Source organism: Rhodococcus sp. NS-SX18 (genome assembly GCF_057367935.1).
In genome coordinates, this window is sequence record NZ_CM170633.1 from 950,854 (window position 1) to 976,539 (window position 25,686).

General features: G+C 72.0%; 11 protein-coding genes. 5 read left to right on the plus strand and 6 right to left on the minus strand.

The genetic code is table 11. The features are described from left to right. Window positions 1-15: 15 nt before the first annotated feature. Window positions 16-786, minus strand: coding sequence for a 2,3-dihydro-2,3-dihydroxybenzoate dehydrogenase (locus AC2IPW_RS04430; RefSeq protein ID WP_486376372.1), 771 nt, complete (start codon window positions 784-786; stop codon window positions 16-18). Next, window positions 783-1,949 carry an isochorismate synthase gene (locus AC2IPW_RS04435; RefSeq protein WP_486376373.1) on the minus strand — a complete coding sequence of 389 codons (1,167 nt, stop codon included), beginning with the start codon at window positions 1,947-1,949 and terminating at the stop codon, window positions 783-785. Before AC2IPW_RS04435 ends, AC2IPW_RS04430 begins: the two co-directional genes overlap by 4 nt. 175 nt (window positions 1,950-2,124) lie before the next feature. On the opposite strand from AC2IPW_RS04435, the gene AC2IPW_RS04440 reads away from it, so the two are divergent. Beyond that, a complete protein-coding gene (locus tag AC2IPW_RS04440; protein WP_486376374.1) occupies window positions 2,125-9,861 on the plus strand; it encodes an amino acid adenylation domain-containing protein in 7,737 nt (2,578 codons plus the stop codon). A gap of 361 nt (window positions 9,862-10,222) precedes the next feature. On the opposite strand, the gene AC2IPW_RS04445 is transcribed toward AC2IPW_RS04440, so the two are convergent. The 3 genes from AC2IPW_RS04445 to AC2IPW_RS04455 all read right to left on the minus strand — a co-directional run bounded on the left by AC2IPW_RS04445 (window position 10,223) and on the right by AC2IPW_RS04455 (window position 12,561). Further along, window positions 10,223-10,687, minus strand: coding sequence for a GNAT family N-acetyltransferase (locus AC2IPW_RS04445; protein WP_486376375.1), 465 nt, complete (start codon window positions 10,685-10,687; stop codon window positions 10,223-10,225). A 161-nt stretch (window positions 10,688-10,848) separates the two neighbouring features. Continuing rightward, window positions 10,849-11,733: a dihydrodipicolinate synthase family protein gene (locus tag AC2IPW_RS04450; RefSeq protein WP_486376376.1), complete on the minus strand. Its 885-nt coding sequence runs from the start codon at window positions 11,731-11,733 to the stop codon at window positions 10,849-10,851. A gap of 39 nt (window positions 11,734-11,772) precedes the next feature. Continuing rightward, complete coding sequence (locus tag AC2IPW_RS04455; protein WP_210062589.1) at window positions 11,773-12,561, minus strand: aldolase; 789 nt, start codon at window positions 12,559-12,561, stop codon at window positions 11,773-11,775. A 157-nt stretch (window positions 12,562-12,718) separates the two neighbouring features. Here AC2IPW_RS04455 and AC2IPW_RS04460 point away from each other — a divergent pair, with 157 nt between their 5' ends. Continuing rightward, complete coding sequence (locus AC2IPW_RS04460; RefSeq protein WP_486376970.1) at window positions 12,719-13,327, plus strand: helix-turn-helix domain-containing protein; 609 nt, start codon at window positions 12,719-12,721, stop codon at window positions 13,325-13,327. A gap of 661 nt (window positions 13,328-13,988) precedes the next feature. Here the strand turns inward: AC2IPW_RS04460 and AC2IPW_RS04465 are convergent. After that, window positions 13,989-14,531 carry a hypothetical protein gene (locus tag AC2IPW_RS04465; protein ID WP_486376377.1) on the minus strand — a complete coding sequence of 181 codons (543 nt, stop codon included), beginning with the start codon at window positions 14,529-14,531 and terminating at the stop codon, window positions 13,989-13,991. A 481-nt stretch (window positions 14,532-15,012) separates the two neighbouring features. Between AC2IPW_RS04465 and AC2IPW_RS04470 the strand changes: the two genes are divergently transcribed. The 3 genes from AC2IPW_RS04470 to AC2IPW_RS04480 all read left to right on the plus strand — a co-directional run bounded on the left by AC2IPW_RS04470 (window position 15,013) and on the right by AC2IPW_RS04480 (window position 25,686). Further along, window positions 15,013-16,029: an ABC transporter substrate-binding protein gene (locus AC2IPW_RS04470; protein WP_371383427.1), complete on the plus strand. Its 1,017-nt coding sequence runs from the start codon at window positions 15,013-15,015 to the stop codon at window positions 16,027-16,029. A gap of 77 nt (window positions 16,030-16,106) precedes the next feature. Beyond that, complete coding sequence (locus tag AC2IPW_RS04475; RefSeq protein ID WP_486376378.1) at window positions 16,107-25,442, plus strand: amino acid adenylation domain-containing protein; 9,336 nt, start codon at window positions 16,107-16,109, stop codon at window positions 25,440-25,442. Between the two features lie 4 nt (window positions 25,443-25,446). Next, window positions 25,447-25,686, plus strand: a complete 240-nt coding sequence (locus AC2IPW_RS04480) for a phosphopantetheine-binding protein (protein WP_486376379.1) — start codon at window positions 25,447-25,449, stop codon at window positions 25,684-25,686.

Here is a 25,686-nt window from a genome sequence, read left to right on the forward strand (position 1 = left end):
GGGGGTCCTTTCGGGTCAGGCGCGCAGCGTGGCGCCGCCGTCGACGTACAGGGTCTGCATGGTGATGTGGCGGGCGCGGTCGGAGAGCAGGAACTCGACGGCGTCGGCGATGTCGGCGGGCTCGGCGATGCGGCCCAGGGGAATACCCACCTTGAACGAGGCGGCGTCCCCGTCGATCGCGGTGCGGGCACCCGCGTCGTCGGCCGGATCCGGCCACAGGGACCGCTGCATCGCAGTGTCCGTGGAACCGGGCGCGACGACGTTGGCGCGCACCCCGAACCGGGCCAGCTCGAGACCGAGCACCCGGACGATCATGTGGGCGGCGGACTTCGACGCCCCGTAGGCGCCCATCCCGAGGCGGGGCACGCCCGCCGAGTTCGAACCGACCGTGACGATCGCGCCGTGCCGGCGTTCGCGCATCCCGCGGCCGACGACGCGCAGCACGTTGACCAGGCCGGTGACGTTGACGTCGAACATCTTCCGCCATTCGGCGGGTTCGCAGTCGAGCACCGATCCGGTGGTGAACACACCCGCGACGTGGGCCAGCGCGTCGACCGGTCCGTGCTCGGCTTCGATGTGCGCGACCGTCTCGGCGACGGCGACCGCATCGCACACGTCGAGACCGTGCACGGGGGCGCGCACGTCGAGCAGCGCGGCGGTCTCGGCCAGGCCGTCGAGATCCCGGTCGGCGAGGACGACGCGGTGCCCGGCCTTGGCGAGGGTGCGGGCGGTGGCGCGGCCGATGCCGTGGGCGGCGCCGACGACGAGGGTGACGGGCCGGCTCATCGCCGTACCCCGAGCGCGTCGAGCACCGTGCCGAACTTCGTTGTGGTCTCGGCGAGTTCGTCGGCCGGATCCGACCCGGCGACGATGCCGCCGCCGGCATGGGTGGTGAGCGTGGTGCCGTCGGCGTCGAGGACGGCGCAGCGGATCGTCACCATCCATTCGCCGTCACCGTCCCGGTCGGCCCAGCCCACGGCACCGGCGTAGAAGCCGCGGTCGCCCTCCAGCTCGCGGATCAGTGCCCGGGCCGCAGCGGTCGGCGTGCCGCAGATCGCGGGGGTCGGATGCACGGCCAGAGCCAGGTCGAGCGCGGTGACCGACCGGTCCCGCAACCGGCCCGAGATCGGGGTGCCCAGGTGCCAGAGCTGCCGGGTGCTCGTCAGCGTCGGCGTACGGGGGATGTCGAGGTCGCTGCACAGCGGGTCGAGACTCGCGCGCAGAGCCTCGACGACATGGGCGTGCTCGGCGAGGTTCTTCTCCGATGCGGCGAGACGTTGCGCGGTGCGCCCGTCCACCTCGGGGTCCGGATGCCGGGGTGCGGACCCGGCCAGCGGATGACAGGTGACGAGATCGCCGCGGCGGCGGACGAGTACCTCGGGACTGGCGCCGACGAGATGCCGGCCGGTCCACGCGCCGCCGGCGGCGGTGAGGTCGACGGCGAAACCGTTGCCGGCGGGATCGTTTCCGGCCAGCCGGGCGAGCAGCGACATCGGTGCCACGGGTGCGTCCGCCCGCAGGAGCAGTGCCCGGGCCAGCACCACCTTCGCCAGGTCGTCGGCCGGATCGCGCAGCTGCCGCAACGCCGTCGCCACCCGGTCGAGGTGTTCGTCCTCGGCGGGCATCGTCGCGGCGATCCGCACCGGCGCGAGCGGGACGGCGCCGTCCCCGAGGGGGTCGGGCTCGTGCCGCAGCGTGACGGGTGCCGTGAGCGCGGCGCGGTGATCGGGGGCGAACGGCAGGGCGCCCACGACGGCCGCCACCGAGCCGGCGCGCAGCGCGGCTGCGGCCTCGTCGGCCGAGTCGAACCGGACGTCGACGCCGTCCGCTACGACGGTGCCGTGCGGACGCGACAGCACGAACGGGGCGGCGGCCGTGACCTGCCGCGAGGCGGCGGTATCGACCTGCCGCGAGGCGGCGGTGCCGCGGGCGGCGACCGGTGCTTGCATGTGCACAGACCTCTCGTAGCGGTGACAGGGACGGTCGTGGTGCCGCGCACCCGACCCAGCAGAACATATACGGTTAGCCTAACCTTTGGTATCGTCACGTTTCGCGCCGGACCGACCTCACGGCTCGTGATGCGATACGGCACAGTCGAATTCGACCGTAGAAAGGGGATCGATCGTGCCCACGTCCGGCCTGTCGACCTCGGAGTTTCCGCTGACGCGGGCCCAGTCCGGCGTGTGGTTCGCCCAGCAGCTCGACCCCGCGAACCCCGTCTTCAACACCGCGGAATGCGTCGAACTCCGCGGCGAGGTCGACGTGGCTGCCGTGACGCGCGCGGTCCGGGAGACCGTCGCCGAGGCCGAGGTGCTGACCGCGGCCTTCGTCGCGCAGGCCGACGGGTCGGTCGTCATCCGTCCCGGCGCGCACGAGCCGCCGGACCCCGCCGTGGTCGATCTGCGCGGCGAACCCGACCCGGAAGCGGCCGCGCGGCGCTGGATGCGCGAGGACCACACGCGCGTACTCGACCCCGCGCGGGAACTCTGCCTGCGGGCCGCCGTGCTCCGGCTCGACGACCGGCACGCGATTCTCTACCTGTGCATCCACCACCTGGTGATCGATGCCTACGGCTTCGGACTGCTCACCCGGCGCATCGCCGAGCGCTACACCGCCGACGTGCTCGGACGCCCGGTGCCGCCGGCGAGGTTCGCCCCGCTCGCCCCCGTCGTCGCCGAGGAGGCCGCCTACCGCGCGTCCGCGGACTTCGCCGCCGACCGGGACTTCTGGGCCGGGTACCTCGACGGCGCCGAGGACGCCGTGGCCCTCGCCGACGGTCCCGGCGGGATCGCCGTCCGCTGCCGGGGTCTGCGTCTGACCCTGACCGTCGAACAGCAGCAGGGACTCTCGCGGCTCGGCAAGGCCATCGGGGCGAGCTGGGGCGACGTCGTCACCGCCGCTGTCGCCGCGTACCTGCGGGCCGCGACCGGACGCGGCGACGTGATCGTGGGATTTCCGGTGATGAACCGGCTGGGCAGCGCCGCGGCGACCGTACCGATGTCCGCAGTCAACGTCGTACCGCTGCGCCTGCGTCCCGACCCCGCCCGCACCCTCGCCGACCTCGTCGGCGATGTGCGCACCGCGGTGGCGGACTGCCGCCCGCACCACCGCTACCGCGGGGAGGACATCCAGAACGACCTCCGGCTGCCCGCCGGCTCCCGGGGCGTCGTCGGGCCCTCCGTCAACGTCAAACCGTTCGGCGACAGGCTGCGTTTCGCGGACCTGCACGCCGCGGTGCACTCCGTGGCCCGGGGCCCGCTGCAGGACTTCATGGTCACCGTGCGGCCGCTCGACCACACCGGTGGCCTCGAGATCTGGGTGGACGCGGACGCCGACGCCTACACCGCCAGCGACCTCGAGCGGCACGCCCGCCGGCTCGAACTGCTCCTCACGCAGGTCGCCGCGCTCACCGACCCGCACCGGCCGCTGGCCCGGCTGCAGATCCTCGACCCCGGCGAGCGCCGCCGCCTCCTCGTCGAGCGCAGCGGCGACGACCTGCCGGTGCCTGCGGGCCTCACCCTGCCGGACCTGCTGGCCGCCCAGGTGACCCGCGACCCGGACGCACCCGCGGTGCGCGATGCGGCCACCGCCCTGACCTTCGGTGAACTGGCCGCGCGCTCGCGCCGCCTCGCCCGTCATCTCCTGAGCCTCGGGCTCGGCCCGCGGCGGCGCGTCGCCGTCGCGCTGCCGCGCCGCGCCGACACGCTGGTTGCGCTGTTCGCCGTCCTCGAGGCAGGTGCGACGGGTGTCCCGCTGGACCCCGACCATCCGGCCGAGCGGCTCGCGCACGTGCTCGCCGAGACCGCACCCGGTGTCGTGCTCACCGGCGGCGACGGCGCCGCACGGATCGCCGAGATCGCCTGCACCGCGGGCCTGTCCGACCTGGTGGACCTCGACGGGCTGGACCTGTCCGGCTACGACGCCGAGCCGCTGACCCGTGCCGACCGCGGCCACCGGCTGCACGAGCTCGACGTCGCCTACATCATCTACACCTCCGGTTCGACCGGCCGGCCCAAGGGCGTGGAGGTCCCGCACCGCGGCGCCGTCAACCTTTTCCACAGCCACCGCGAACGCGTCTTCTCCCGGGCCCGCGCCGAGGCCGGCCGCGACCGCCTGCGGGTCGGGCACGCCTGGTCGTTCGCGTTCGACGCCTCGTGGGGCCCGCACCTGTGGCTGCTCGACGGGCACGAGCTGAGCATCGTCGACGAGGTCACCCAGCGTGACCCGCACCGGCTCGCCGAACGCGCCCGCAGCGAGGGGTGGCACTTCGTCGAACTGTCGCCCGCGCAACTCGAGCAGATCGTGGAGGCCGACCTGCTGCCCGACGTGCCGACCCTCGGGTTCGGCGGCGACGCCGTCACCGACACCCTGTGGCGACGCCTGCGCGACCGCGACCGCGCCGCGTTCAACTTCTACGGCCCCACGGAGGGCACCGTCGACGTCCTCGTCGCCGAGGTGGGGGACGCGGCGGAACCCGTGATCGGCCGGCCGGTGGCGAACCTGCGGGCCTACGTGCTCGACGCCGCGCTCGAGCCCGTCCCGGAGGGGGTGGACGGCGAACTGTACGTCGCCGGCCCCGGCGTGGTGCGCGGCTACCTCGGCGCGCCCGGCGCGACCGCGGCACGGTTCGTGGCGAACCCGTTCGGCGACAACGAAAGCCGCATGTACCGCACCGGCGACGTGGTGCGGTGGACCGCGGACGGCCACCTCGTCTACCGCGGCCGCCGGGACGACCAGGTCAAGATCCGCGGCTTCCGCGTCGAACTCGGCGAGGTCGAGGCGGCTCTGCAGGAACTGCCCGGCGTCGCGCGGGCCGTCGCCGTGGCGCGTCCCGACCCCACCGGCACCGCGCGGCTCGTCGCCTACCTGGTGGGCGGTGACGGTGACGCGGCGGCGGCCCGCGAGCGCGTGGCGCGGCGGCTGCCGGCGCACACGGTGCCGTCGGCGTTCGTGTTCCTCGACGCGTTGCCGCTCACCTCCAACGGGAAGGTGGACCGCACGTCGTTGCCGGAACCGGACTTCGGGGCCCTCGTCGGCGGCCGCGCGGCCGCCACCGAACGCGAACGCGTGCTGTGCGCCGTGTTCGCGGACGTCCTGGGCCTCGACACCGTCGGCGTCGACGACGACTTCTTCCTCCTCGGCGGTCACTCCCTCGCGGCGGCCAAGCTGATCGCGAAGGTCCGCGACGCGCTCGGCGTGGAACTGCCGATCCGCACCGTCTTCGACCACCCGACCGTCGAGGCCCTCGCCGCGCAGTGCCCGGACGGTGCTGCGGCCCTGCGGATCCCGCTACGTCCGGTCGAACGCGGCGAGCACGCGCCGCTGTCGGCGGGGCAGCAGCGGCTGTGGTTCCAGTTCCGGCTCGAGGGTCCGAGCCCGACCTACAACGTGCCGCTGACGCTGCGCCTGCGCGGCGTCCCCGATCCGGTGGCGCTGCGCGACGCGGTGCGCGCGGTACTCGACCGGCACGAGGTCCTGCGCACCGTGCTCGAGGACCACGACGGCGTCGGCCGGCAGCGCGTGCTCACCGCACCCGGCGTGCCGTTCACCGCCCGCACCGTCGCGGCGGCCGACCTGGACGCGGCGGTGGTGGCCGAGGCGCGGCACGCGTTCGACCTCGAACGCGAGATCCCGATCAGGGTAGCGCTTTTCGACGGCGGATCCGCGGAGGCTGTGCTGCTGGTGCTCGTGCACCACGTCGCCGCCGACGAGTTGTCCGCCCCCATCCTGCTGCGCGAGCTCAACGCCGCCTACGCCGCCGCGGCCGCCGGAAGCACCTGGACGCCGTCGCCGCTGCCGGTGCAGTATGCCGACTTCGCCGTGTGGCATCGCGAGATCCTCGGCGGAGCAGACGGACTCGCGGATCGACAGCTGGACTACTGGCGCGCCCGGCTGGACGGGATGCCCGAGGAACTCGCCCTGCCCACCGACCGGCCGCGCGGCACGACGGCCACGTTCGCGGGCGGCACGGTCGAACGGACGGTCCCGTCGCACGTGGCCGATGCGCTGCGGGCCGTCGCGCGCGGTGCGGGCGCAACGATGTTCATGCTCGTGCACACCGCGGTCGCTGTCGCCCTCGCGCGCAGCGGCGCGGGGGAGGACCTCCCGATCGGCTCGCCCACCGCGGGCCGCCCCGCCGCCGAACTGGACGGCCTCGTCGGGTTCTTCGTCAACATGGTGGTGCTGCGGACGGACCTGTCCGGCGATCCCACGCTCGCCGAACTGCTCGCCCGGGTCCGCAGCACCGACCTCGACGCCTACGCGAATCAGGACGTGCCGTTCGACCGGCTTGTCGAGGCCCTGAACCCGGCCCGCAGCGTCGGCCGGCACCCGCTGTTCCAGGTGCTCGTGCAGCACCGCACCCCGCCGGTCGTCGACGCCTTCGCAGACCTGGAACCGCGGGTGTCCACCGTCGACACCGGCGCCGCCCTGTTCGACCTGACCTTCGACGTTGTCGAGGACGCGGGCGACGGCCTGCGGGTTCGGGTGGAGTACGCGCGGGACCTGTTCGACGCGGCCACCGCCGACGCGCTCGCGGGGCGCGTGGTGCGTGCCTTCGAGGCGCTCGCGACGGATCCGCGGACCCGGCTGTCCGCGCTCGACCTGCTCGCCGACGACGAACGCGACCGTCTTCGCTCCGGCAGCCCGTACGTATGTATGGACGAGATCGAAGACGTCGGCGCGGACACCCTGGGTGAGCTGTTCACCCGCCAGGCGCGGCGCACCCCGACCGCGACCGCGCTGGTCACCGCCACCGGGACGCTCACCTTCGGGGAACTGCACGCCCGTACCAGTCGGCTCGCGCGGCACCTGATCCGCCGCGGTGTGGGACCCGAGACGGTGGTCGGGCTGATGCTGCCGCGCGGCACCGACGCGATAGTTGCAGCCCTCGCGGTGTGGCAGGCCGGCGGCGCCTACGTGCCGGTCGATCCCGGGTACCCGGCCGAACGCATCGAGCACATGCTCGCCGACTCCCGGCCCGTCCTCGTCCTCGACGAGGCCGCGCTCGCCGCGGTGGACCCGACGCTCCCGGACACCTCGCTCGAGCCGGGCGAGCGTCCCGGCGCCGTCTCCGGCGACGGAGCCGCCTACGTCGTCTACACCTCCGGTTCGACCGGCCTCCCCAAGGGCGTCGTGGTGCCGCACCGCGGCGTCGTGAACCTGGTCGCGACCCAGCGGCGCCGGACCGTCGGCCGTGCGGAGGACCGGCCGCTGCGGGTGCTGCTGACCTACGCGCTGTCGTTCGACTCCTCGATCGATCCGTTGCTGTCCATGCTGGCCGGGCACGCGCTGTACCTGCCGGACGCCGACCTGCTCGCCGACGCCGCCGCCACCGTGGACTACGTGCGAGCCCACCGCATCGACGCCGTCGACTGCGTACCGCTGCTCATGACCGAACTGCTCGCCGCCGGCCTGTGCGATCCCGCGGCACCGCACCGGCCGGGCCTGCTCGCCGTCGGCGGGGAGGCCGTGTCCGCGGACCTGTGGTCGACGCTCGGGTCGATCGACGGGGTGCGGGCGCTGAACATGTACGGCCCCACCGAATGCACGGTCGACGCCACCGTCGCCGAGATCGGCGGAGCGCGCCCGCACCTCGGGGCGCCGATCGACGGCGCCCGGGTGTACGTGCTCGACGAGCGCCTGCGCCTCGTGCCGACGGGTGTGGCCGGGGAGTTGTACGTCGGCGGGCCCGGTGTGACCCGCGGCTACCTGAACCGCCCCGGGCCGAGTGCGGCCCGCTACGTGGCCGATCCGTTCGGTGCCTCCGGAATCCGCCTCTACCGCACCGGCGATCGGGTGCGGTGGCTCGACGTCGGTGGCGACCGCCCGGTCCTCGAATACCTCGGCCGCAGCGACGATCAGGTCAAGATCCGCGGGTTCCGCATCGAGCTCGGCGAGATCGAGACCGTGCTGTCGACGCACCCGTCGGTCGCGGGCTGCGTGGTCGTGGCCCGGGAGGACGAGCCGGGCCGGCGCCGGCTCGTCGGCTATGTCGTCGGCGGCGTACCCGACCCGGAGGCGTTGCGGCAGCACGCGTCCCGCCGCCTGCCCGAGCACATGGTGCCGGCCGCGATCGTGGTGCTCGACGCGTTCCCGATCACCCCGAACGGCAAGGTCGATCGGCGGGCGCTGCCCGCTCCGGTCTTCGCACCCGCCGGTGCATCCCGCGCCCCGGCGAACGACCTCGAGCGGCGCCTGTGCGCGGTGGTGGCCGAGGTGCTGCACCTGGACGCCGTCGGTCTGGACGACGACTTCTTCTCCCTCGGTGGCGATTCCATCGTCTCGATCCAGCTCGTGTCGCGTGCTCGCGCGGCGGGACTGCGGTTCGCCGCGCGCGACGTGTTCGAACACCGCACCCCGGCGGGCCTGGCCCGGGTCGTTCAGGTCGACCCGGTGGCGGAGGCGACGGATCGAACCGCGGCCCTGGGTCTCGTGCCCGCGACCCCGATCGTGCACGACCTACTCGACCGCGGGGGCCCCTACCGGAGATTCGCCCAGTCCCGGCTGCTGATCGCGCCCGCCGGGCTCGAACTCGCCACCCTGGTCGGCGCGGTGGGCCGGATGCTCGCGGCACACGACGCGCTGCGTGCCGTCTTCGATCCGGCCGCACGGGCCTTCGACATCCCTCCGGTGGAGGCGGTCGATCCCGCCACGCTCGTCGCCCGGGTGGACGTCCGTGGCCTCGACGAGCGGGCGCGCTCGTCGGTGCTGTCCGAGAAAACCGACGTCGCCTGCGCCGCCCTCGATCCCGAGACCGGCGCGATGCTGCGGGTGGTCTTCTTCGACGCCGGACCGGACCGTCCGGGCCGGATCCTGGTGGTGATACACCACCTGGTGGTCGACGGGGTTTCGTGGCGCATCCTGGTCCCGGACCTGGCCGCCGCCTGCGAGGGCACCGGACCGGACGGCGGGGGAACGCCGCTGCGGGTGTGGGCGCGGGGGCTGCTGGAGCAGGTTCCGGCGCGACGCGGCGAACTGGCATTGTGGCGCCGCGCCCTCGAACCGGCCGGATGCGTGCGAATCGCCGGACGGGGTGTGGATCCGGCGCGTGACACGCTGGCGACGGTCTCGCGGGTACAGGTGCAGGTTCCGGCGTCGGTGACCGAGGCGCTGCTGACGACGGTGCCGGAGCGTTTCCGCGCCGGGGTCGACGACGTGCTGCTCACCGCCCTGGCGCTGACGGTGGGCCGGGCGTGCGGCGGTGGGGCGGTCCCGGTGGACCGGGAGGGGCACGGACGCGAGGAGCAGGTGGTGCCCGGCGTCGATCTGTCCCGCACCGTCGGCTGGTTCACCACTCTGTATCCGGTCCGTCTCGACGTGTCGGGGGTGGACCTCGCCGAGGCATTCGCCGGTGGGGACGCCGCCGGCGCGGCGCTCAAACTGGTCAAGGAGCAACTGCGGGATATCCCGGACAGCGGAATCGGATTCGGCATGCTCCGGCACCTCGATCCCGAGTCCCGGACCGAACTCGGGGCCGCGCCGGCACCGGAGATCGGGTTCAACTATCTCGGCCGGCTGACCCTCGGTGAGGGGGCCGGCGCGCCGTGGATGGCCGCTCCGGAGGCCGACGTGCTCGGTGGCTCCACCGACGACGCGATACCGGTGAGCCACGCGATCGAGGTCGGTGCCGTCACCGAGGAGACGCCGGCCGGACCGGTGCTCCGCGCGACGTGGGGCTACGCCACCGGCGTCGTGCCGGCGTCCGTCGTCGCCGAGTTGGCGCATGGCTGGGTCGCGGCACTGTGTGCGCTCGCCGACCACGCCGCGCGCGACGACGCGGGCGGCTTCACGCCCTCCGATCTGACGCTGAGCGACCTCGACCAGTCCGAGATCGACGAGTTCGCCCTGGAGTGCGGATGAGTTTCACCGCCCTGGGCAATGAAGCACGCGGCATCACTGATTCGGGCCGTCCACCGCCGGGTGACGACGTGCTCTTCGATCGCCCGCCGGTGGACAGCAGATGCGCTGGAGCGCGAGTTCTGTATCCGAGTCCCGACTCGGCAGCGTGGCCGGTCTCTCGGCGTCGAATCCTGCCCGCGGATCGGTCCACGCCACGGCCGAGATGTGGAACGCACGACGGGGACCCTCCCGGCGGAGTGCCGCTGCGCGGCCGGATCGGCGGTGCTGGGGCGGCGGGGCAAGGGATCGACTCGCATCTTGCCGCCCCAGCACAGGCGCCACTCGAAGGGTCTATGCAAGGAACCCGCTCATGGGGCAGTGATCACTTCGCCGAGGGCTGGGCTTCGTAGGTGACCCAGTTCGTTCGTGTGGCGAGGGTGTTGTAGCGCGCCTGGGCTCGGTGGTTGTCCTCGGCGGTCACCCACTGCACCACGGCGCGGCCCTCGGCTGCGGCCATCTCGGTGAGACACTCGATCAGTGCACGTCCGACACCCCGGCCCCGGGCCGCGGGGTCGGTGAACAGGTCGTCGAGGAAGAGACCGGTGGTGCCGGTGTAGGGCGAGGAGAAACGACGGTGGTGTGCGAACCCGAGGATCTCGCCGTGCGCCTCCGCGACGAGCGCCTTGCATTCGTGTCGGGGATCCATGAACCATCCCCATGCGCGGGAGACGACGTCCTCTGACTCGGGCAGCTTGTAGAACGTGCGGTATTCACGGAAGAGGACGCGCCAGCGAGTCTCGTCGGCGGGGGCGAGCGGTCGGACCGTCGTAGGGGTGGTCGTTGCCAATTCGGTTGCTCCTGTATGTGTTCGAAGATCTCGGGTCGAGCGGTACCAGTGCGTAGTGTCCGCGGGCCCTGCGCCTGCGAAGTTCGATGCGGGATGCGCTGCGCCCAGCGAGCGGCAGCGTTCGAGCAGTGCTGCGCGGAAATACGAGCGGTGGTGGCCCGTCACCGGCAGGCGGCGATGAGCTCCTCGAGTCGGGTGGTTTCGGGTTCATCGAGGGGAAGCAGGGGCCGGCGCGGCGTTCCCGCCTCGACGCCGACGCTGCGCAGGCCCGCCTTGATCGTGGCCGGAAGCCCGCGGCTGACGATCATGTCGAGGAGCGGACGGAGCCTGTCGAAGAGTTCGGCCGCCTCGTCCTCCCGGCCCGTGGTGATCGCGCGGTGGAACTCGATGATCCGGTGCGGGATCAGGCACGGTGCCGCCGTGCACCAGCCTGCGGCCCCCGCCTGAAAGGCCCTCTGCGCCAGCGGGTTGCTGCCGTTGAAGAACGCAAGTGTGTTGCCGCTGAGTTCGTTCAGGCGGTGCATGCGCGCAATGTCGCCGGTGGACTCCTTGACCATCGTGATGTTCTCGACGGTGGTGACGAGGTCGAACAGGAACTCGGCGGTCATGTCGATGCCGGTGGTAGCTGGGTTGTTGTAGACCATCACCGGGATTCCGATCGATTCGGCGAGGGTGGTGAAGTGCAGCCGGACCTCTTCCTCGGTGAGGCGCCAGTACGAGGTGGGCAGCGCCATCACGGCCGTGGCGCCGAGGCGTTCGGCGATCTGCGCGCGACGGATCGTGCCGGCAGTGGTCAGGTCCGAGACTCCGACGACCGTCGGCACCCGGCCGTCGGTGTGCTGGATGGTTTCGGTTGCGACGGTGATCCACTCGTTGTGGTCGAGGTAGGCGCTCTCTCCGGTGCTCCCGAGAGGCGCGATCGCGTCGACGCCTGCATCGATCATGCGGTCCAGCAGCAGGTGCAGGATGTCCACGTTGATCGTGTCGGGGTCTCGGTTGTCGAACGGTGTGACGGGGTATGCAACGATTCCGCTGATTGTGGTCAAGGTGCACTCCAAGAGGGATTCGGATGGTGGGTGGCCGGGTCAGTGGCAGTCGATCGCGTCCGGGTGGGAGCGCAGGGCCTTGCGTGCGTAGTAGCCGAAGTTGGCGTCGCTGCGGCGTGGGGTGAGGGTCCAGTCATGGGCCTCCCGCGCCAGCCGTGGAGGAAGAGGCTTGATCTCGCCGGCCGCCATCGCGAGCAGTTGCAAGCGAGCCGCCCGTTCGATCAGGTGCGCCAGCGAGCACGCCTCTTCGATGGTTGATCCGACGACGAGTTGGCCGTGGTGGGCGAGCAGGATCGCGCGCTTGTCCCCGAGCGCGGCAGAGATGATTTCGCCCTCCTCGTTGCCGACGGGAACTCCCGGCCAGTCCGGCAGGAACGCACAGTCGTCGTAGAGCGGGGCGACGTCCATCTGCGAGACCTGCAGGGGGATCTCGAGCATGGACAATGCCGCCGCGTGCAGCGGATGCGTGTGGACGATGCAGTTCACATCCGGCCGTGCCCGGTAGATCCAGCTGTGGAACCGGTTGGCCGGGTTCGCCATGCCGCTGCCTTCGAGCACCTGAAGGTCCTCGTCGACGAGGAGCAGGTTGCTTTCGGTGATCTCGTCGAAGCCGAGACCGAGCCGCTGTGTGAGGAAGGTCCCCGGTGCCTCGCCGCGCGCGGAGATCTGGCCCGCCAGACCGGAGTCGTGTCCGGCATCGAACAGAGCCCGGCAGGTCAGGGCGATCTTCTGTCGGTCCGTCCACTCAGCCGCCGCGACCTCGGTGCGCATGGTCTTCTTGGCGGTCTCCATCAACTCGGCTTTGCCGAGATTCATCGTTGTCGCCATCCTCGGGGCTCCTTTCAACAGGGACAAGTAGATGACACATAGAGCACTATAAGACACAAAGTGTCCTATAGTGCAACCTGGTGATGTGGTCGGTAGGGTGGGCGTGTGCGGGGACGCCTGTCTTCGCGGGCGCAACCGAGAGGGAGGTGTGGACACGATGGCGGCGCTACTGCGGTCGCATCGACGCCGGGCGGGGTTGACCTTGGAGGCCCTCGCCGAGGGCACCGGGCTGACCAAGAGCTACCTGTCGAAGGTCGAGCGAGGGATCAGTACACCGTCGATCGCGGTGGCGCTGAAGATCGCGCGGGCCCTGGACGCCGATGTCAGTCAGCTGTTCTCCGACAGCCCCGACAACAGCATGATGACGGTCGAACGGCGAGGTGAGCGCGCGCAGGTCGACGAGCGCGACGGGAGTGCGGTCTACGACGCCGTCGCCACCCGCATGATCGGTAAATCTATGCAGCCGTTCATTGTTCACCCGACGACGCAACCCGGATCCGACTACATGGAGCACCCGGGTGAAGAGTTCATCTTCGTCAAAGAGGGGGCTGTCGAGGTGAGCATCCCCGATCAGGTGATCACCCTGGACGAGGGGGACAGCCTCTACTTCGACGCGAATACCCCCCATCGCGTCCGATCGGTGTCGCCGTCACGCGCCGTGCTGATTGTGGTCGTCCACGACCGGGACGGCGAAAGTGCCGACGCCGCGCCGGCGTCGAAGTCCGCGCAGCGTTGCGCGCCCACAACGTCGACGTCCGGCAACTGAACGCCGCCTCTCCCGACGGTGTCCCGGGTCGAACGGCCGGCACGCCGGCCCTGAGCTGCTCGACGACCTCGACGGCACAGTCCACGACGTGCACGACTGTTGCCGTCGGGAAATGCGTCACCGGCGCTCTCGTCGGAGTGTGTCAGGTCGATCTCGGACAGTTGCCGAAGTGGCACCGGCATGACTGTGGACAACGCGATTTCCGGGCGAGGATCGCTCTCCTGTTGCGGCACTTCATCATTCGCCTACCTGCTCGGCGGATTCCGCCGATGTCCCCCGTTCGGGGCGGTGAGCCCGTCCAGCAGGCCGGAGAACCCGCACGCAGCAGGATCGTTCAGGTGGTCGAGGGGTGACGTGATCCTCTCGGCCTCGTCGAAATGAGGGGTCTCGGGAATCTGGGGATACGAGCCCTTCGGTGAGCCCGTCGCGCAGATGTAGTCCGGAGGGAGGCGACCCGGCCGGTCAGGCTCCCATCAGGGCCAGACAGCTACCGATGCTCATCGCGCCGTCGTGCCAGGATCGGGCGGTGCCGCCCTGCCGTCGGGTGCCGCACGGCGTTCACCTCCGACCGCGCCCCATGAATGCTTCCGGGAACCTCACCCGGCCAGCCCGGGATCGGCAGAACGACTCCGTGATCTGTTCTCGGGCCGGACTCGCAGCATCAGTTGATCGTGAGGTTTCTCGAAGTACGGAAGTGCCCGGCAGCCCGCACGGTCATGATCAGTCCTATCAGGGCCAGTCCTGCTGCTCGACTACCGCGATCGTGGAGCCTGTTCGAACACACCCGCTCGAGCTCACTCTGCGGAATCGGACGAGACTGCCCTGCGAGCTCGTCCGATCCGGCAACCGTGACTCTCAGTTCGTCGGCGGGCACCGGATTGATGACGGATCCGCAGACAACCCTTCGCGGCCCGACGCTGTCGACCGGGACCGAGAAGGTCGCAAGCAGCGCCCATCCGATCATGGCTAGCGCCATGACGACCAGCACTGCGCAGCTCGAGCCGAACAAGATCGCGTATCGACCGCGTCGACGCCGCTTCCACCAGAGATAGGAAACCGCCGATCCTGCGCCGAGATACATCAGCCATGCCCACCAGCCGAAGAGGACGAGCAATGCGTATGCGAACAAGAGCGTGATGATCCAGAAGGCCGCAGTCAGCCACTTGGTACGCGATCTCGCGCGTTGCCGGTTCCTGAGCGCCACCGAATCATTCTCCCGGGCGTGTGCTGACAACCAGCGGAGATTCGGTACCCGGCGAGTCTGTACCCCGGGGACGCCCCTTGGAGATTGCGTCATCGAACCTTGGCACCTGACTCCCGGTTCGTAACGCAGCAGTTCGGAAACCGAAAAGACAGACTGAGCCCACAGACTGAGCCCTGGGAACGTGTGAGTCAGAGAACAGGGAGTCACGCCTGCCGGCCTGGGGGCGCACCGATGCTGTGCCGGCCGGAGCGGTGGTATGAGGCGGGGCGCCGTCGCGGAGGGGCGGTGCGTGTGCGGCTGAGGTGGTGGCGATGTGGTGGCGACGCGGTGGGCGGGGGAGCCGGCGGCTCGGACCGACGCGACGTGTGTAGAGGGGCGCCGTGGTCCGGGGACGTAGCGCTTGGCGCGCAGAGTAGGTTCGGTTAGCCTAACCAACTGAGCCCGGGCGGATGCCCGGCGAACAGACATGTGGGAGTGAGCGATGCGGGTTGAGGGACTGGGCCGGGTGCGCCACGCCGCGGCGATCGGCGCGGCGGCGATGCTGGCGATCGGCCTCGCGGGATGCGGCAGCGACACCGACACCGGTGAGGAGTCCAGCGCGAGCACCACGCGCACGTTCGAGGCGCAAAACGGGTCGGTCGAGATCCCGGCCGATCCGCAGCGCATCGTCGCCTGCGGGTACGCGGTCCTACCGCTGCTCCAGGCCGAGGCGAACCTGGCTGCGGCCTGCGAATGGACCCGCGAGCTCGACAACATGGACGCCGAGACCGCGGCCGCGTACGAGGCCCTGCCCAAGGTGGCGCCGGACGGCGCCGTGAGCGAACTCGACTACGAGGCCGTGGCCGCCGCCGCGCCCGACCTGATCATCATGGGCGTGCCCGCGCGGGTGCAGTCGCAGCTCGACACGGCCAAACTCGAGGCCCTCGCTCCGGTGGTCTTCCTCGGCCTGACCGATCCCGGTGACTGGCGCGTGCTCGGCGAGCAGTACGCCGACGCCGCCGGCGTCTCCGAGGAGTACGGCGAGTACAAGGAGCAGTACGAGGCGCGTGCCGCCGAGATCGCCGGCAAGTACCGCGGCACCCTCGGGAACCTGACCTTCGCCGGGGTCTGCAACGTGTGCGGTACCGAGCCGGGTGAGTTCTACCGCGAGTACGCCTCCTCGTACACCACCAACCTCTTCCAGGACCTCGACCTGCAGTTCCCCGGTCAGCCCGCCGACCCCGAGGCCGTGCACGGCGAGTACCTCTCCGTCGAGGAGATCGGCCGGAACCTCGGGGACGTCGACGTTATCGTCTACGGCGTCGAAGCCGACGGTTCCGTCTCGCCCGAGCTGCAGGAGCTGATGGCCTCCCCGCTGTGGCAGGCCCTGCCCGCCGTGCAGGCCGGTAACCTGGTCCCGGTCCGGCACTCCCACGCCGCGACCTACGAGACCGCGCTGCTCGCACTCGATTCCATCGATCAGGCACTCGCCGCGTTGCCCGCGAACCAGCAGCAGTAGCCCTCCCGGCACCCACGGCCCCCGCGTCCGGCGACCCGGGGGCCGTGCTCGTCGCACACCCGCTCCGTTAGGCAGACATGACCCGCACCTCCGCGCTCGAAGACATCGTTCCCCTCTCGCCGCTGCAGCAGGGCCTGCTCTACCTCAGCACCGTCGCCGCGCCCGACGACGCCGCCCTTGCCGCCGGAGCCGTCGAACCGGACGCCTACACCGTGCAGTCCGTGCTGCACCTGACCGGGCGGGTGGACGAGGACGGACTGCGTGCCTCCGCGCAGGCGCTGCTGGAACGGCATCCCGCGCTGCGCACGTGTTTCCGTCCCCGCAAGGACGGCCGCACCGCCGGACTCGTCGTACGTGGCATCGAAGCCCCCTGGCGCAGCGTCGATCTCACCGGACTTCCGGTCGACGAGTCCGAGCGGCGTCTCGCGGCTCTGCTCACCGAGGACTTGCGGGACTGGTTCGACCTCACCCGGCCGCCGCTGATCCGCTGGCTGTTCGTGCGGTTCGGGTCCGATGACGTGCGGCTGGTGCTCACCGCCCACCACATCGTCGTCGACGGCTGGTCCACCCCGATCCTGGTGCGCGAACTCCTCGAGATCTACGCCGCCGGCGGCACCGCCGCCGGGCTGGCCCCGGTACGGCCCTACCGCGACTACCTCGCCTGGCTCGACCGGCAGGACCACGACGCCGCCCGCGCGCTGTGGCGCGAATCCCTCGACGGGCTCACCGAACCGAGCCTCGTCGCCCCACCCGGCGCCACCCGCGCCACCACACCCTCCGCCGCGCTCGCCGTCGACGTGCCGGCCGGGCTGCACGACCGGCTCACCGGCCTCGCCCGCGACGCCGGGGTGACCCTCAACACCGTCCTGCAGACCGGCTGGGCGCTGCTCCTGTCCGGACTTCTCGGCCGCGACGACATCGTCTTCGGCGCCACCGTCTCCGGACGACCGCCGGAACTGACCGGCGTCGAATCCATGGTCGGCCTGTTCATCAACACCGTGCCCGTGCGGGTACGGCTCGATCCCCGCGCCACCGTCACCGAGCTGCTGCGACAGGTGCAGCTCGCACAGTCCCGCACCGTCGACCACCAGTACCTCGGCCTCGCCGAGGTCCAGCGCGAGACCGGCCTCGGGGAGTTGTTCGACACCCTCACCGTCTTCGAGAGCTACCCCGTCGACCGGGACGCACTCGACCGGGCCCAGCGCGCGGGCGGGGTCACGATCGCCGCCGTCGAGGGCCGCGACGCCACCAACTATCCGCTCGTGCTCACCGCGGGCGTCGCCGAGACCCTCGTCATGACCCTCGACTATCGGCCCGGTGTGTTCACCGCGGACGACGCCGCCGCCCTCGCCGGCCGTCTCGTCCACATCCTCGGCGCCCTCGCTGCTGGACCGGACCGCCCGGCCGCCGGGCTGGACGTGCTCACCGGCGCCGAGCGCGGCCGCGTCCTCGGGACGTGGTCCGTCGCACCGGCCGCGCCCTCGGACGGCACCGTCGCGGGACTGCCCGACTCCGCGGAGCCCGACACCCCCGCGGTGGTGTGCGGTGCCGACCGGCGCACCTTCGCGGAACTCGAAGCGAACTCGGCGCGGCTCGCGCGGCTGCTGATCGAGCTCGGTGTCGGACCCGATGTGCTCGTGGGCCTCGCGCTGCCGCGCTCTGCCGTGACCGTCGAGGCCCTCCTCGCGGTGCTCGCCGCAGGCGGTGCGTATCTGCCGCTCGACCCGTCGTACCCTGCGGAGCGGCTCGCCCACATGGTCGTCGACGCCCGTCCGAGCGTCGTGCTCACCACCGGCGCCGTCGCCGCAGAGCTCGGAGCGTGCCTCACCGGTGCGCACGTCGTTGTGCTGGATGATCCGGACGTGCAGGCCCGGCTCGCCGCGCTGCCCGCCGCCGCGGTCACCGACGCCGACCGTCGCCGGCCGATCCGCCCCGGTCACACCGCGTACGTCGTCTACACCTCCGGCTCCACCGGCCTCCCCAAGGGCGTCGCAGTCACCCACGCCAATCTCGCCGATCTCGTTGCCGCGCAACGGGAGACGATCATGCGGTCGGCGTCCGGCACATGGCGGGTGCTGCTCACCTACCCGTTCGCGTTCGACTCGGCCGTCGCCGCCCTGACCTGGCTGCTGTCCGGGCACACCCTGCACGTGCTGCCCGACGAGCACCGCACCGACACCGCATTCGTCGTCGACTACGTGCGCACCCACCGCATCGACCACGTCGACTGCGTGCCCGTGCTGATGAGCGGACTGCTCGATGCCGGACTGCTCGACGGCGACGACCACCGGCCCGCCAAGGTGACCGTCGGCGGCGAGGCCGTCGGGTCGGCGCTGTGGCAGCGGCTCGGTGCCGCGGACGGCGTCGAGGCCTACAACTGCTACGGCCCCACCGAATGCACCGTCGACGCCGCATACACCCGCATCGGCGGCGACACCGTCACCATCGGCGGCCCGACCCCCGGCACCCGGCTGTACGTGCTGGACCGGTGGCTGCGACCGGCACCGCCCGGTGTGGCCGGGGAACTGTACGTCGCCGGCGGCGGTCTCGCCCGCGGCTACCTGGGACAGCCCGGCCGGACGGGGGAGCGGTTCGTCGCCGATCCGTTCACCGGGGAGCGGATGTACCGCACCGGTGACATAGTTCGGTGGCTGCCGGACCCGGTCGACCCGGACTCGGTCGACCCGGACCCGGTCGACACTGTTCGGTGGCTACCGGACCCGGTCGACGCCGAGCGGGGCGCCCTCGAATACGTGGGCCGCGCCGACGACCAGGTCAAGATCCGCGGTTTCCGGGTCGAACTCGGCGAGGTCGAGGCCGCGCTGGGTGCCGTGCCGGGGGTGCATGCCGCCGTCGTCGTCGCCCATACCGACGCTCGCGACGTGCGCCGCCTGGTCGGCTACGTCACCGGCACGGCGGACCCCGGGGCCGTGCGCGCTGCCGTCGCCGCCCGGCTGCCCGACTACCTGGTGCCCGCCGCGATCCTGCCGCTGCCGGTACTGCCGACCACCGCGAACGGAAAGGTCGATCGAAAGGCCCTGCCGGAGCCGGACTTCGGCGCCCTCGCCGGATCCGGTGCGCCCCGCACCGATACGGAGGCGACGCTGTGCTCCGCGTTCGCGGAGGTCCTCGGCCTCGACCGCGTCGGCGTCGACGACGACTTCTTCACCCTCGGCGGAGATTCCATCGTCTCGATCCAGTTGGTGTCCCGCGCACGTGCCGCCGACGTGCGGATCACCGCCCGTCAGGTGTTCGAACTGCGCACCGTCGCCGCGCTCGCCGCCGCCTGCGAGTCCGACACGGTCGCCGCACAGCCGTCGCGGCCCGTCGTCGCAGCCACCGGCCCGGTCCCGCTCACCCCGATCGTGCGCGAAACTCTCGACCACGGAGGGGATCTGCGGCGCCTCGCGCAATCCCGCCTGCTCGTCGCTCCGGTCGGACTCACCGAAGCGCACCTCGTTGCCGCCGTCGGCGCGCTGCTGCACACCCACCCCATACTGCGCTCCCGTCTCACCACTGCCGGGGAGGATGCGGAATGGGTTGTCCCCGAGCATGTTCCGGATCCCGAGACCGCGGTGCGCCGCATCGACGCGACAGGCCTCGGCGGCCCACGGTGGCATGCGCTGTTCGAGGCGGAGCGTGACCGCGCCCTGGCGGAACTCGACCCCGCGGACGGACGGATGATCCGGGTGCTGTTCCTCGACGCCGGCCCCGGCGCCGCGGGACGGGTGTTCGTCGTCGTGCACCACCTCGTCGTCGACGGCGTGTCGTGGCGGATCCTCGTCCCCGACCTCGCGGCCGCCGTTGATCAGGCGCGGCGCGGCATCGCACCGGAACTCGATGCGGCCGGCACCTCCTTCCGGGACTGGGCGCTCGGGCTCACGGCGGCCGCCACGTCCGACGGTGTCGCACGGTCCCTGCCGCGCTGGCAGCAGATCGCCGGCAGCGCCGAGCCGCGACTCGGTGCCCGCCCGCTGGATCCGGCACGCGACACCGTCGCCACCGCCCGGTCGCGTGAGGTGCGGGTCCCCGCGGCGGTCACCGAGAAGGTGCTCACCACCGTGCCTGCCGCGTACCGGGCGGGCGTCGCGGATGTGCTGCTCACCGCCCTCGCGCTGGCCGTGACGTCGGTGCGCGGCGGCGACCGGCTGCGCGTGCACCTCGAAGGTCACGGCCGCGCCGAACACGTCGTGCCGGGCGCCGACCTGTCCCGCACCGTCGGCTGGTTCACCACCCTGTACCCCGCCGTGCTCGACGTCTCCGGCATCGACCCGCACGAGGCCCTCGCCGGAACTGCCGCAACCGGGACCGCGCTCGCGCAGGTCAAGGAGTCGCTGCGTGCCTTGCCCGACGACGGCATCGGATTCGGGCTGCTGCGCCGGCTCGCTCCCGAGGGAACGCGGAACTTCCCCGGATACCGTTCTCCCGATGTGATGTTCAACTACCTCGGCCGGATGACGCTGGGGGAGAACATCGGTCAGGCGTGGTCCACCGCGCCGGAGACAGGCGCGCTCGGCGGGGCCGTCGATCCCGGCACCCCGCTCGACCACGTCCTCGACGTCAACGCCGTCACCGAGGACGGCCCGGCCGGACCCGAGCTCGTCTGTGAATTCACGGCGGCGGAGGTCCTCGACGAGGAAACCCTCACCCTTGTCGCCCGTCGCTGGGTGGCGGCCCTCGCCGCGCTGGCCCGGCACGCCGACGACCCCGGTGCCGGCGGTCCCACCCCGTCGGATCTGACCTACCGTGGACTGACCGTTCCCGAACTGGCCTCGCTCACCACCGAACTCGGCCCGATCGACGACGTCGTGCCGCTGACGCCGTTGCAGCGCGGCATGTTCTTCCTCGCCGGTCTCGACGGCGGCGCCGGAACGGACGTGTACTCGATGCAGACCGTCCTCGATCTGCACGGTGATCTCGACCGGGACACTTTGCGCCGCAGCGCCGCCGCGCTGCTGGACCGGCACGCGATTCTGCGGACCGGGTTCCGAACCACCGCGGCGGGCGACCCGATCGGCGTCGTCCTCCGGGACCCCGGCCTGCAGTGGACGCACATCGACCTCACACCCGCCTCCGGCCCCACCCCCGACCCCGTGGCCGTGGCCGTGGCCGAATGTCACATCGCGTCGGTTGGATCGACACGATGTGACATTCGGTCGGCGGAGGAGCGCAGCGACGAGCTCGTCGCTGCGGACCGCGCCACGCGGTTCGACGTCGCGGCCGCGCCGCTGGTGCGGTTCACGCTCGTGCGTCTCGCGCCGGACCTGCACCGGTTGATCTTCGCCGCGCACCACCTGCTGCTCGACGGGTGGTCGTCGCCGCTGCTCGTGCAGGAACTGTTCACCCTGTACGGGGCGGGGGCCGATCCGGCGGCGCTGCCCACGGTCCGGCCGTTCACCGACTATCTCGCCTGGCTGGGCGCCCGCGACACCGACGACGGACTGCGCCGCTGGACCGAGGCGCTCGCCGGGGTCGAGGAACCCACGCTGCTCACCCCCGCCGGCTCGTCGCTCGACGCCACGCTGCCCGTCGAACTCCCCGTGCCGGTACCGGCCGGACTGGCTGCGGGACTGCAGCGCCGCTGCCGCGAGCTCGGCGTCACCGTGAACACCGCGGTGCAGACCGCATGGGCGGTCCTTCTCGGCGCCCGGCTCGACCGCACGGACGTGACCTTCGGTGCCGTCGTCTCCGGCCGCGTCCCGGACGTGCCCGGCATCGAGACGATGATCGGCCTGTTCATCAACACCGTGCCCGTGCGCGTCGCGCTGCGCCCCGGCGAGCCCACCGACGATCTGCTCCGCCGCGTCCAGGACGAGCAGAACCGGCTCCTCGATCACCAGTACGTCGGACTCGCCGACATCCAGCGCGCCGTCGGCGTCGGAGAACTCTTCGACACCCTCGTCGTGTTCGAGAGCTACCCGATCGACACCGACGCCCTCGCCCGGGCGCAGCGTTCCGGCGGCCTCGACGTCACCGACGTCCGCGGCCACGACGCCACCAACTTCCCGCTTGTGCTCGTCGCCGGACTCGACGACGAGCTCGCCCTCACCCTCGAATACCAGCGGGCGCTGTTCACCGCCGACGACGCCGAGGGGATCGGCCGCCGGCTCGTGCACCTCCTCGAGCAGTTCGCCGGCGACCGCCCGCGGCGCGTCGCACAGCTCGACATCCTCGGTCCGGCCGAACGGGAACGGTGGCACGAGCTCTCGTCGACCGCTCCGGCACCGTCGAGCGGGCACGCCACCGTGCCCGACCTGCTCGCGGCGCAGATCGCCCGCACCCCGGACGCGATGGCCGTGGTGTGCGGGAACGAGCGCCTGACCTTCGCCGAGCTCGGCGCCGCCGCGGGGCGGCTGGCACGGCGGCTGATCGACGCAGGCGTCGGACCCGAGACACTGGTGGGTCTGGCCCTGCCCCGCTCGGCCGAGACGATGGTCGCGATCTGTGCCGTGCACGCCGCCGGCGGCGCCTACGTGCCGATGGACCCGTCGTATCCGGCCGAGCGCCTCGCCCACATGGTCGGCGACTCCCGGCCGCGGGTCGTGGTCACCGGCGGAGCCGTCGCGCACACGCTGCGACCGGTGCTCGGTGCAGTGCTGGTGCTCGATCTCGACGACGAGGCGGTCCGTGCCGACCTCGCGGTCCGTCCGGCCGCCCCCGTCACCGATCGCGAGCGAACCGCACCGCTGCGGCCCGAGCATCCGGTGTACGTCATCTACACCTCCGGCTCCACCGGACTTCCGAAGGGTGTGGCGGTCACGCACGCGAACCTGCTCGGCCTGTTCGACAGCCACCGCGCCGACCTGTACGTACCCACCGTGGCGGCGGCGGGCCGGCCGAGCGTGGGGGTCGGGCACGCGTGGTCGTTCGGGTTCGACGCCTCCTGGCAGCCGATGCTGTGGCTGCTCGACGGGCACGCCGTGCACGTGTTCGACGAGGACACCGTGCGTGACCCCGAGGCGATGGCCGGATACGTCGCCGAACACGCCCTCGACTTCCTCGAGGTCACCCCGTCGTTCCTCGACCGGATGGTCGCTGCCGGGCTGTTCGACGGCGAGCACCGCCCCGCCACGGTCGGATTCGGCGGTGAGGCCGTCAACCCGGCGCTGTGGCGGCGGCTGCGGGAACTGACCGACGGACGTGCGTTCAACCTCTACGGGCCCACCGAGTGCACCGTCGATTCGCTCGTCGGGCAGGTCACCGACGCCGAGACCCCGTGCCTGGGCCGGGCCGTACACGGCGCCGCCGCCTACGTTCTCGACCGGATGCTGCGCCCCGTGCCGGTCGGCGCCGCGGGTGAGCTGTACGTCGCCGGATCCGGCGTCGCCCGGGGGTACCTCGGCCGTCCCGACCTGACCGGCACCCGCTTCCTGCCCGACCCGTTCGGTCCGCCCGGCACCCGCATGTACCGCACCGGCGACGTCGTGCGCCGGGTCCCGGCCGGCGACGGCCGGGTCACCCTCGAGTTCCTCGGCCGTGGCGACGACCAGGTCAAGATCCGCGGTTTCCGGGTCGAGCTCGGCGAGGTCGAGGCGGCGCTGACCGCGGTGCGCGGGGTGCGCGACGCCGTCGCCGTCGCCCACACCGACGACCGCGGCGTGTGCCGGCTCGTCGGCTACGTCGTACCCGACGGCGACGTCGACCCCACCGTCGTGCGGGCCGTCCTCGCCGAGCGGGTCCCGGACTACCTGGTGCCGGCCGCGGTGCTCGTGCTGGCCGCGTTCCCCGTCACCGCCAACGGCAAGGTGGACCGGAAAGCGCTGCCGGAGCCGGACTTCGGTGCACTGGCCGGCTCGGGTGAGCCGCGCACCGAGCGGGAGGCCGCGCTGGCGGACGTCGCCGCCGAGGTGCTCGGCGTGGACCGGGTCGGCATCGACGACGACTTCTTCGCCCTGGGCGGCGACTCGATCGTCGCCATCCAGCTGGTCTCCCGCGCCCGGGCTGCCGAGATCCGGCTGACGGCCCGTCAGGTGTTCGAGCTGCGCACCGTCGCGGCCCTGGCCGGGGTCGACGAACCGGACGTCCCGGCGCCGGCGATGGCCGCGACGGGTGACGTGCCGATCACCCCGATCGTGTGGGAGGCCCTCGCCCAGGGTGGCGACCTCGCGCGGTTCTCGCAGGCCCGGCTGCTCGTCGCACCCGTCGGTCTCACCGCCGACGTGCTCGGAACGGCCGTCGCGGCGCTGCTCGGCACTCATCCGATGCTGCGGTCCCGGTTCGTCGTCGCCGACGGCGTGCCACGCTGGACCGTTCCCGAGGACGCACCCGGCATCGAGACACTGGTGCGACGGGTCGACGTCACCGGCCTCGAGGACGAACGGTGGTCGGACCGTTTCGCCACCGAGCGCGAAACAGCGTACGGGGCACTCGATCCGGAAGCCGGCGTGATGATGCAGGTGATCTGGTTCGACTTCGGGCCGGACCGCCCCGGCCGCGTGTTCGTCGCCGTGCACCATCTGGTGATCGACGGCGTGTCGTGGCGCATCCTCGTCCCGGATCTGGCAGACGCCGTCGAACAGGCCGCACGCGGCGAGACCGTCGCGCTGACGCCGCCCGGCACGTCGTTCCGGGCGTGGGCGACCGGACTCGCCGAGGCCGCGCGTTCCGAGCGGGTCAGGACCTCGCTGCCCGCATGGCAACCCGCGGTCGATGCGGTCGAACCACCGCTCGGCGCTCGGCCGCTCGACCCGGTCCGCGACACGGTCGCGGCGCTGCGCTCGACGCACGTGCGGGTCCCCGTGCCCGTCACCGAGGACGTCCTCGCCTCCGGGGCGGTGAACGAGGCCCTGCTCGCGGCGCTTGCCGTGGCGGTGGCCTCGGTCCGTGGCGGCGACGTCGTGCGCGTCGAACTCGAAGGCCACGGACGCGAGGAGCAGATCGTGCCCGGGTCCGACGTCGCGCGCACCGTCGGATGGTTCACCTCGATGTTCCCGGTGGCGTTGAGTCTGACCGGCGTCGACCCCGAGGACGCCCTGGCCGGAGCGGCTGCCGCGCATGCGGTCCGCACACGCGTCGCGGAAGCGCTGAAAGCGCTGCCCGACAACGGGATCGGATTCGGGCTGCTGCACCGTCTCGCCCCGGACCCTGCCTTCGGCGACTATCGACGACCGCAGGTGGTGTTCAACTACCTCGGCCGGATGACGCTGGGGGAGGACACCGGCGCCCCGTGGTCCGGCGCGCCCGAGGCCGTCGCGCTCGGCGGTTCCGTCGACCCGGCCACCCCGGTCGACCACGTCCTGCATGTCGACGCCGTCGTCGAGGACACCGCGGAAGGCCCCGTGCTCGACTGCGAATTCGCCGCGCCCGCCGAGGTGCTCGACGAGCACACCGTCGACCTCGTGGCCCGGCGCTGGGTCCAGGCCCTGACCGCCGCCGCCCGCATCCCCGAACCCGTTGCCACCGAAAAGGAGTGACCTCATGTCAGCACAGTCCGGCATCCTGGCCCGCGAGACGATCCGCATCGATATCGCGCGGCTTCTCGAGATCGAGGCAGACGAACTGGATCCCGCAGTCAGCCTCGTCGATCAGGGCCTCGACTCGGTGCGCCTGATGGCGCTCGTGGAACAGTGGCGCGGCGCCGGCGCGGACGTCGACTTCGTCTCCCTGGCCACCGCACCGCAGCTCGAGGCGTGGTACGACCTGCTCACCTCGCGGTGA

Excerpts from the sequence above, each read along its gene's own strand:
- AC2IPW_RS04430 (WP_486376372.1), bottom strand. The coding sequence starts at position 786 with ATGAGCCGGCCCGTCACCCTCGTCGTCGGCGCCGCCCACGGCATCGGC.
- AC2IPW_RS04435 (WP_486376373.1), bottom strand. The coding sequence starts at position 1,949 with ATGCAAGCACCGGTCGCCGCCCGCGGCACCGCCGCCTCGCGGCAGGTC.
- AC2IPW_RS04455 (WP_210062589.1), bottom strand. The coding sequence starts at position 12,561 with ATGGCGACAACGATGAATCTCGGCAAAGCCGAGTTGATGGAGACCGCC.
- AC2IPW_RS04460 (WP_486376970.1), top strand. The coding sequence starts at position 12,719 with ATGGCGGCGCTACTGCGGTCGCATCGACGCCGGGCGGGGTTGACCTTG.
- AC2IPW_RS04470 (WP_371383427.1), top strand. The coding sequence starts at position 15,013 with ATGCGGGTTGAGGGACTGGGCCGGGTGCGCCACGCCGCGGCGATCGGC.
- AC2IPW_RS04475 (WP_486376378.1), top strand. The coding sequence starts at position 16,107 with ATGACCCGCACCTCCGCGCTCGAAGACATCGTTCCCCTCTCGCCGCTG.
- AC2IPW_RS04480 (WP_486376379.1), top strand. The coding sequence starts at position 25,447 with ATGTCAGCACAGTCCGGCATCCTGGCCCGCGAGACGATCCGCATCGAT.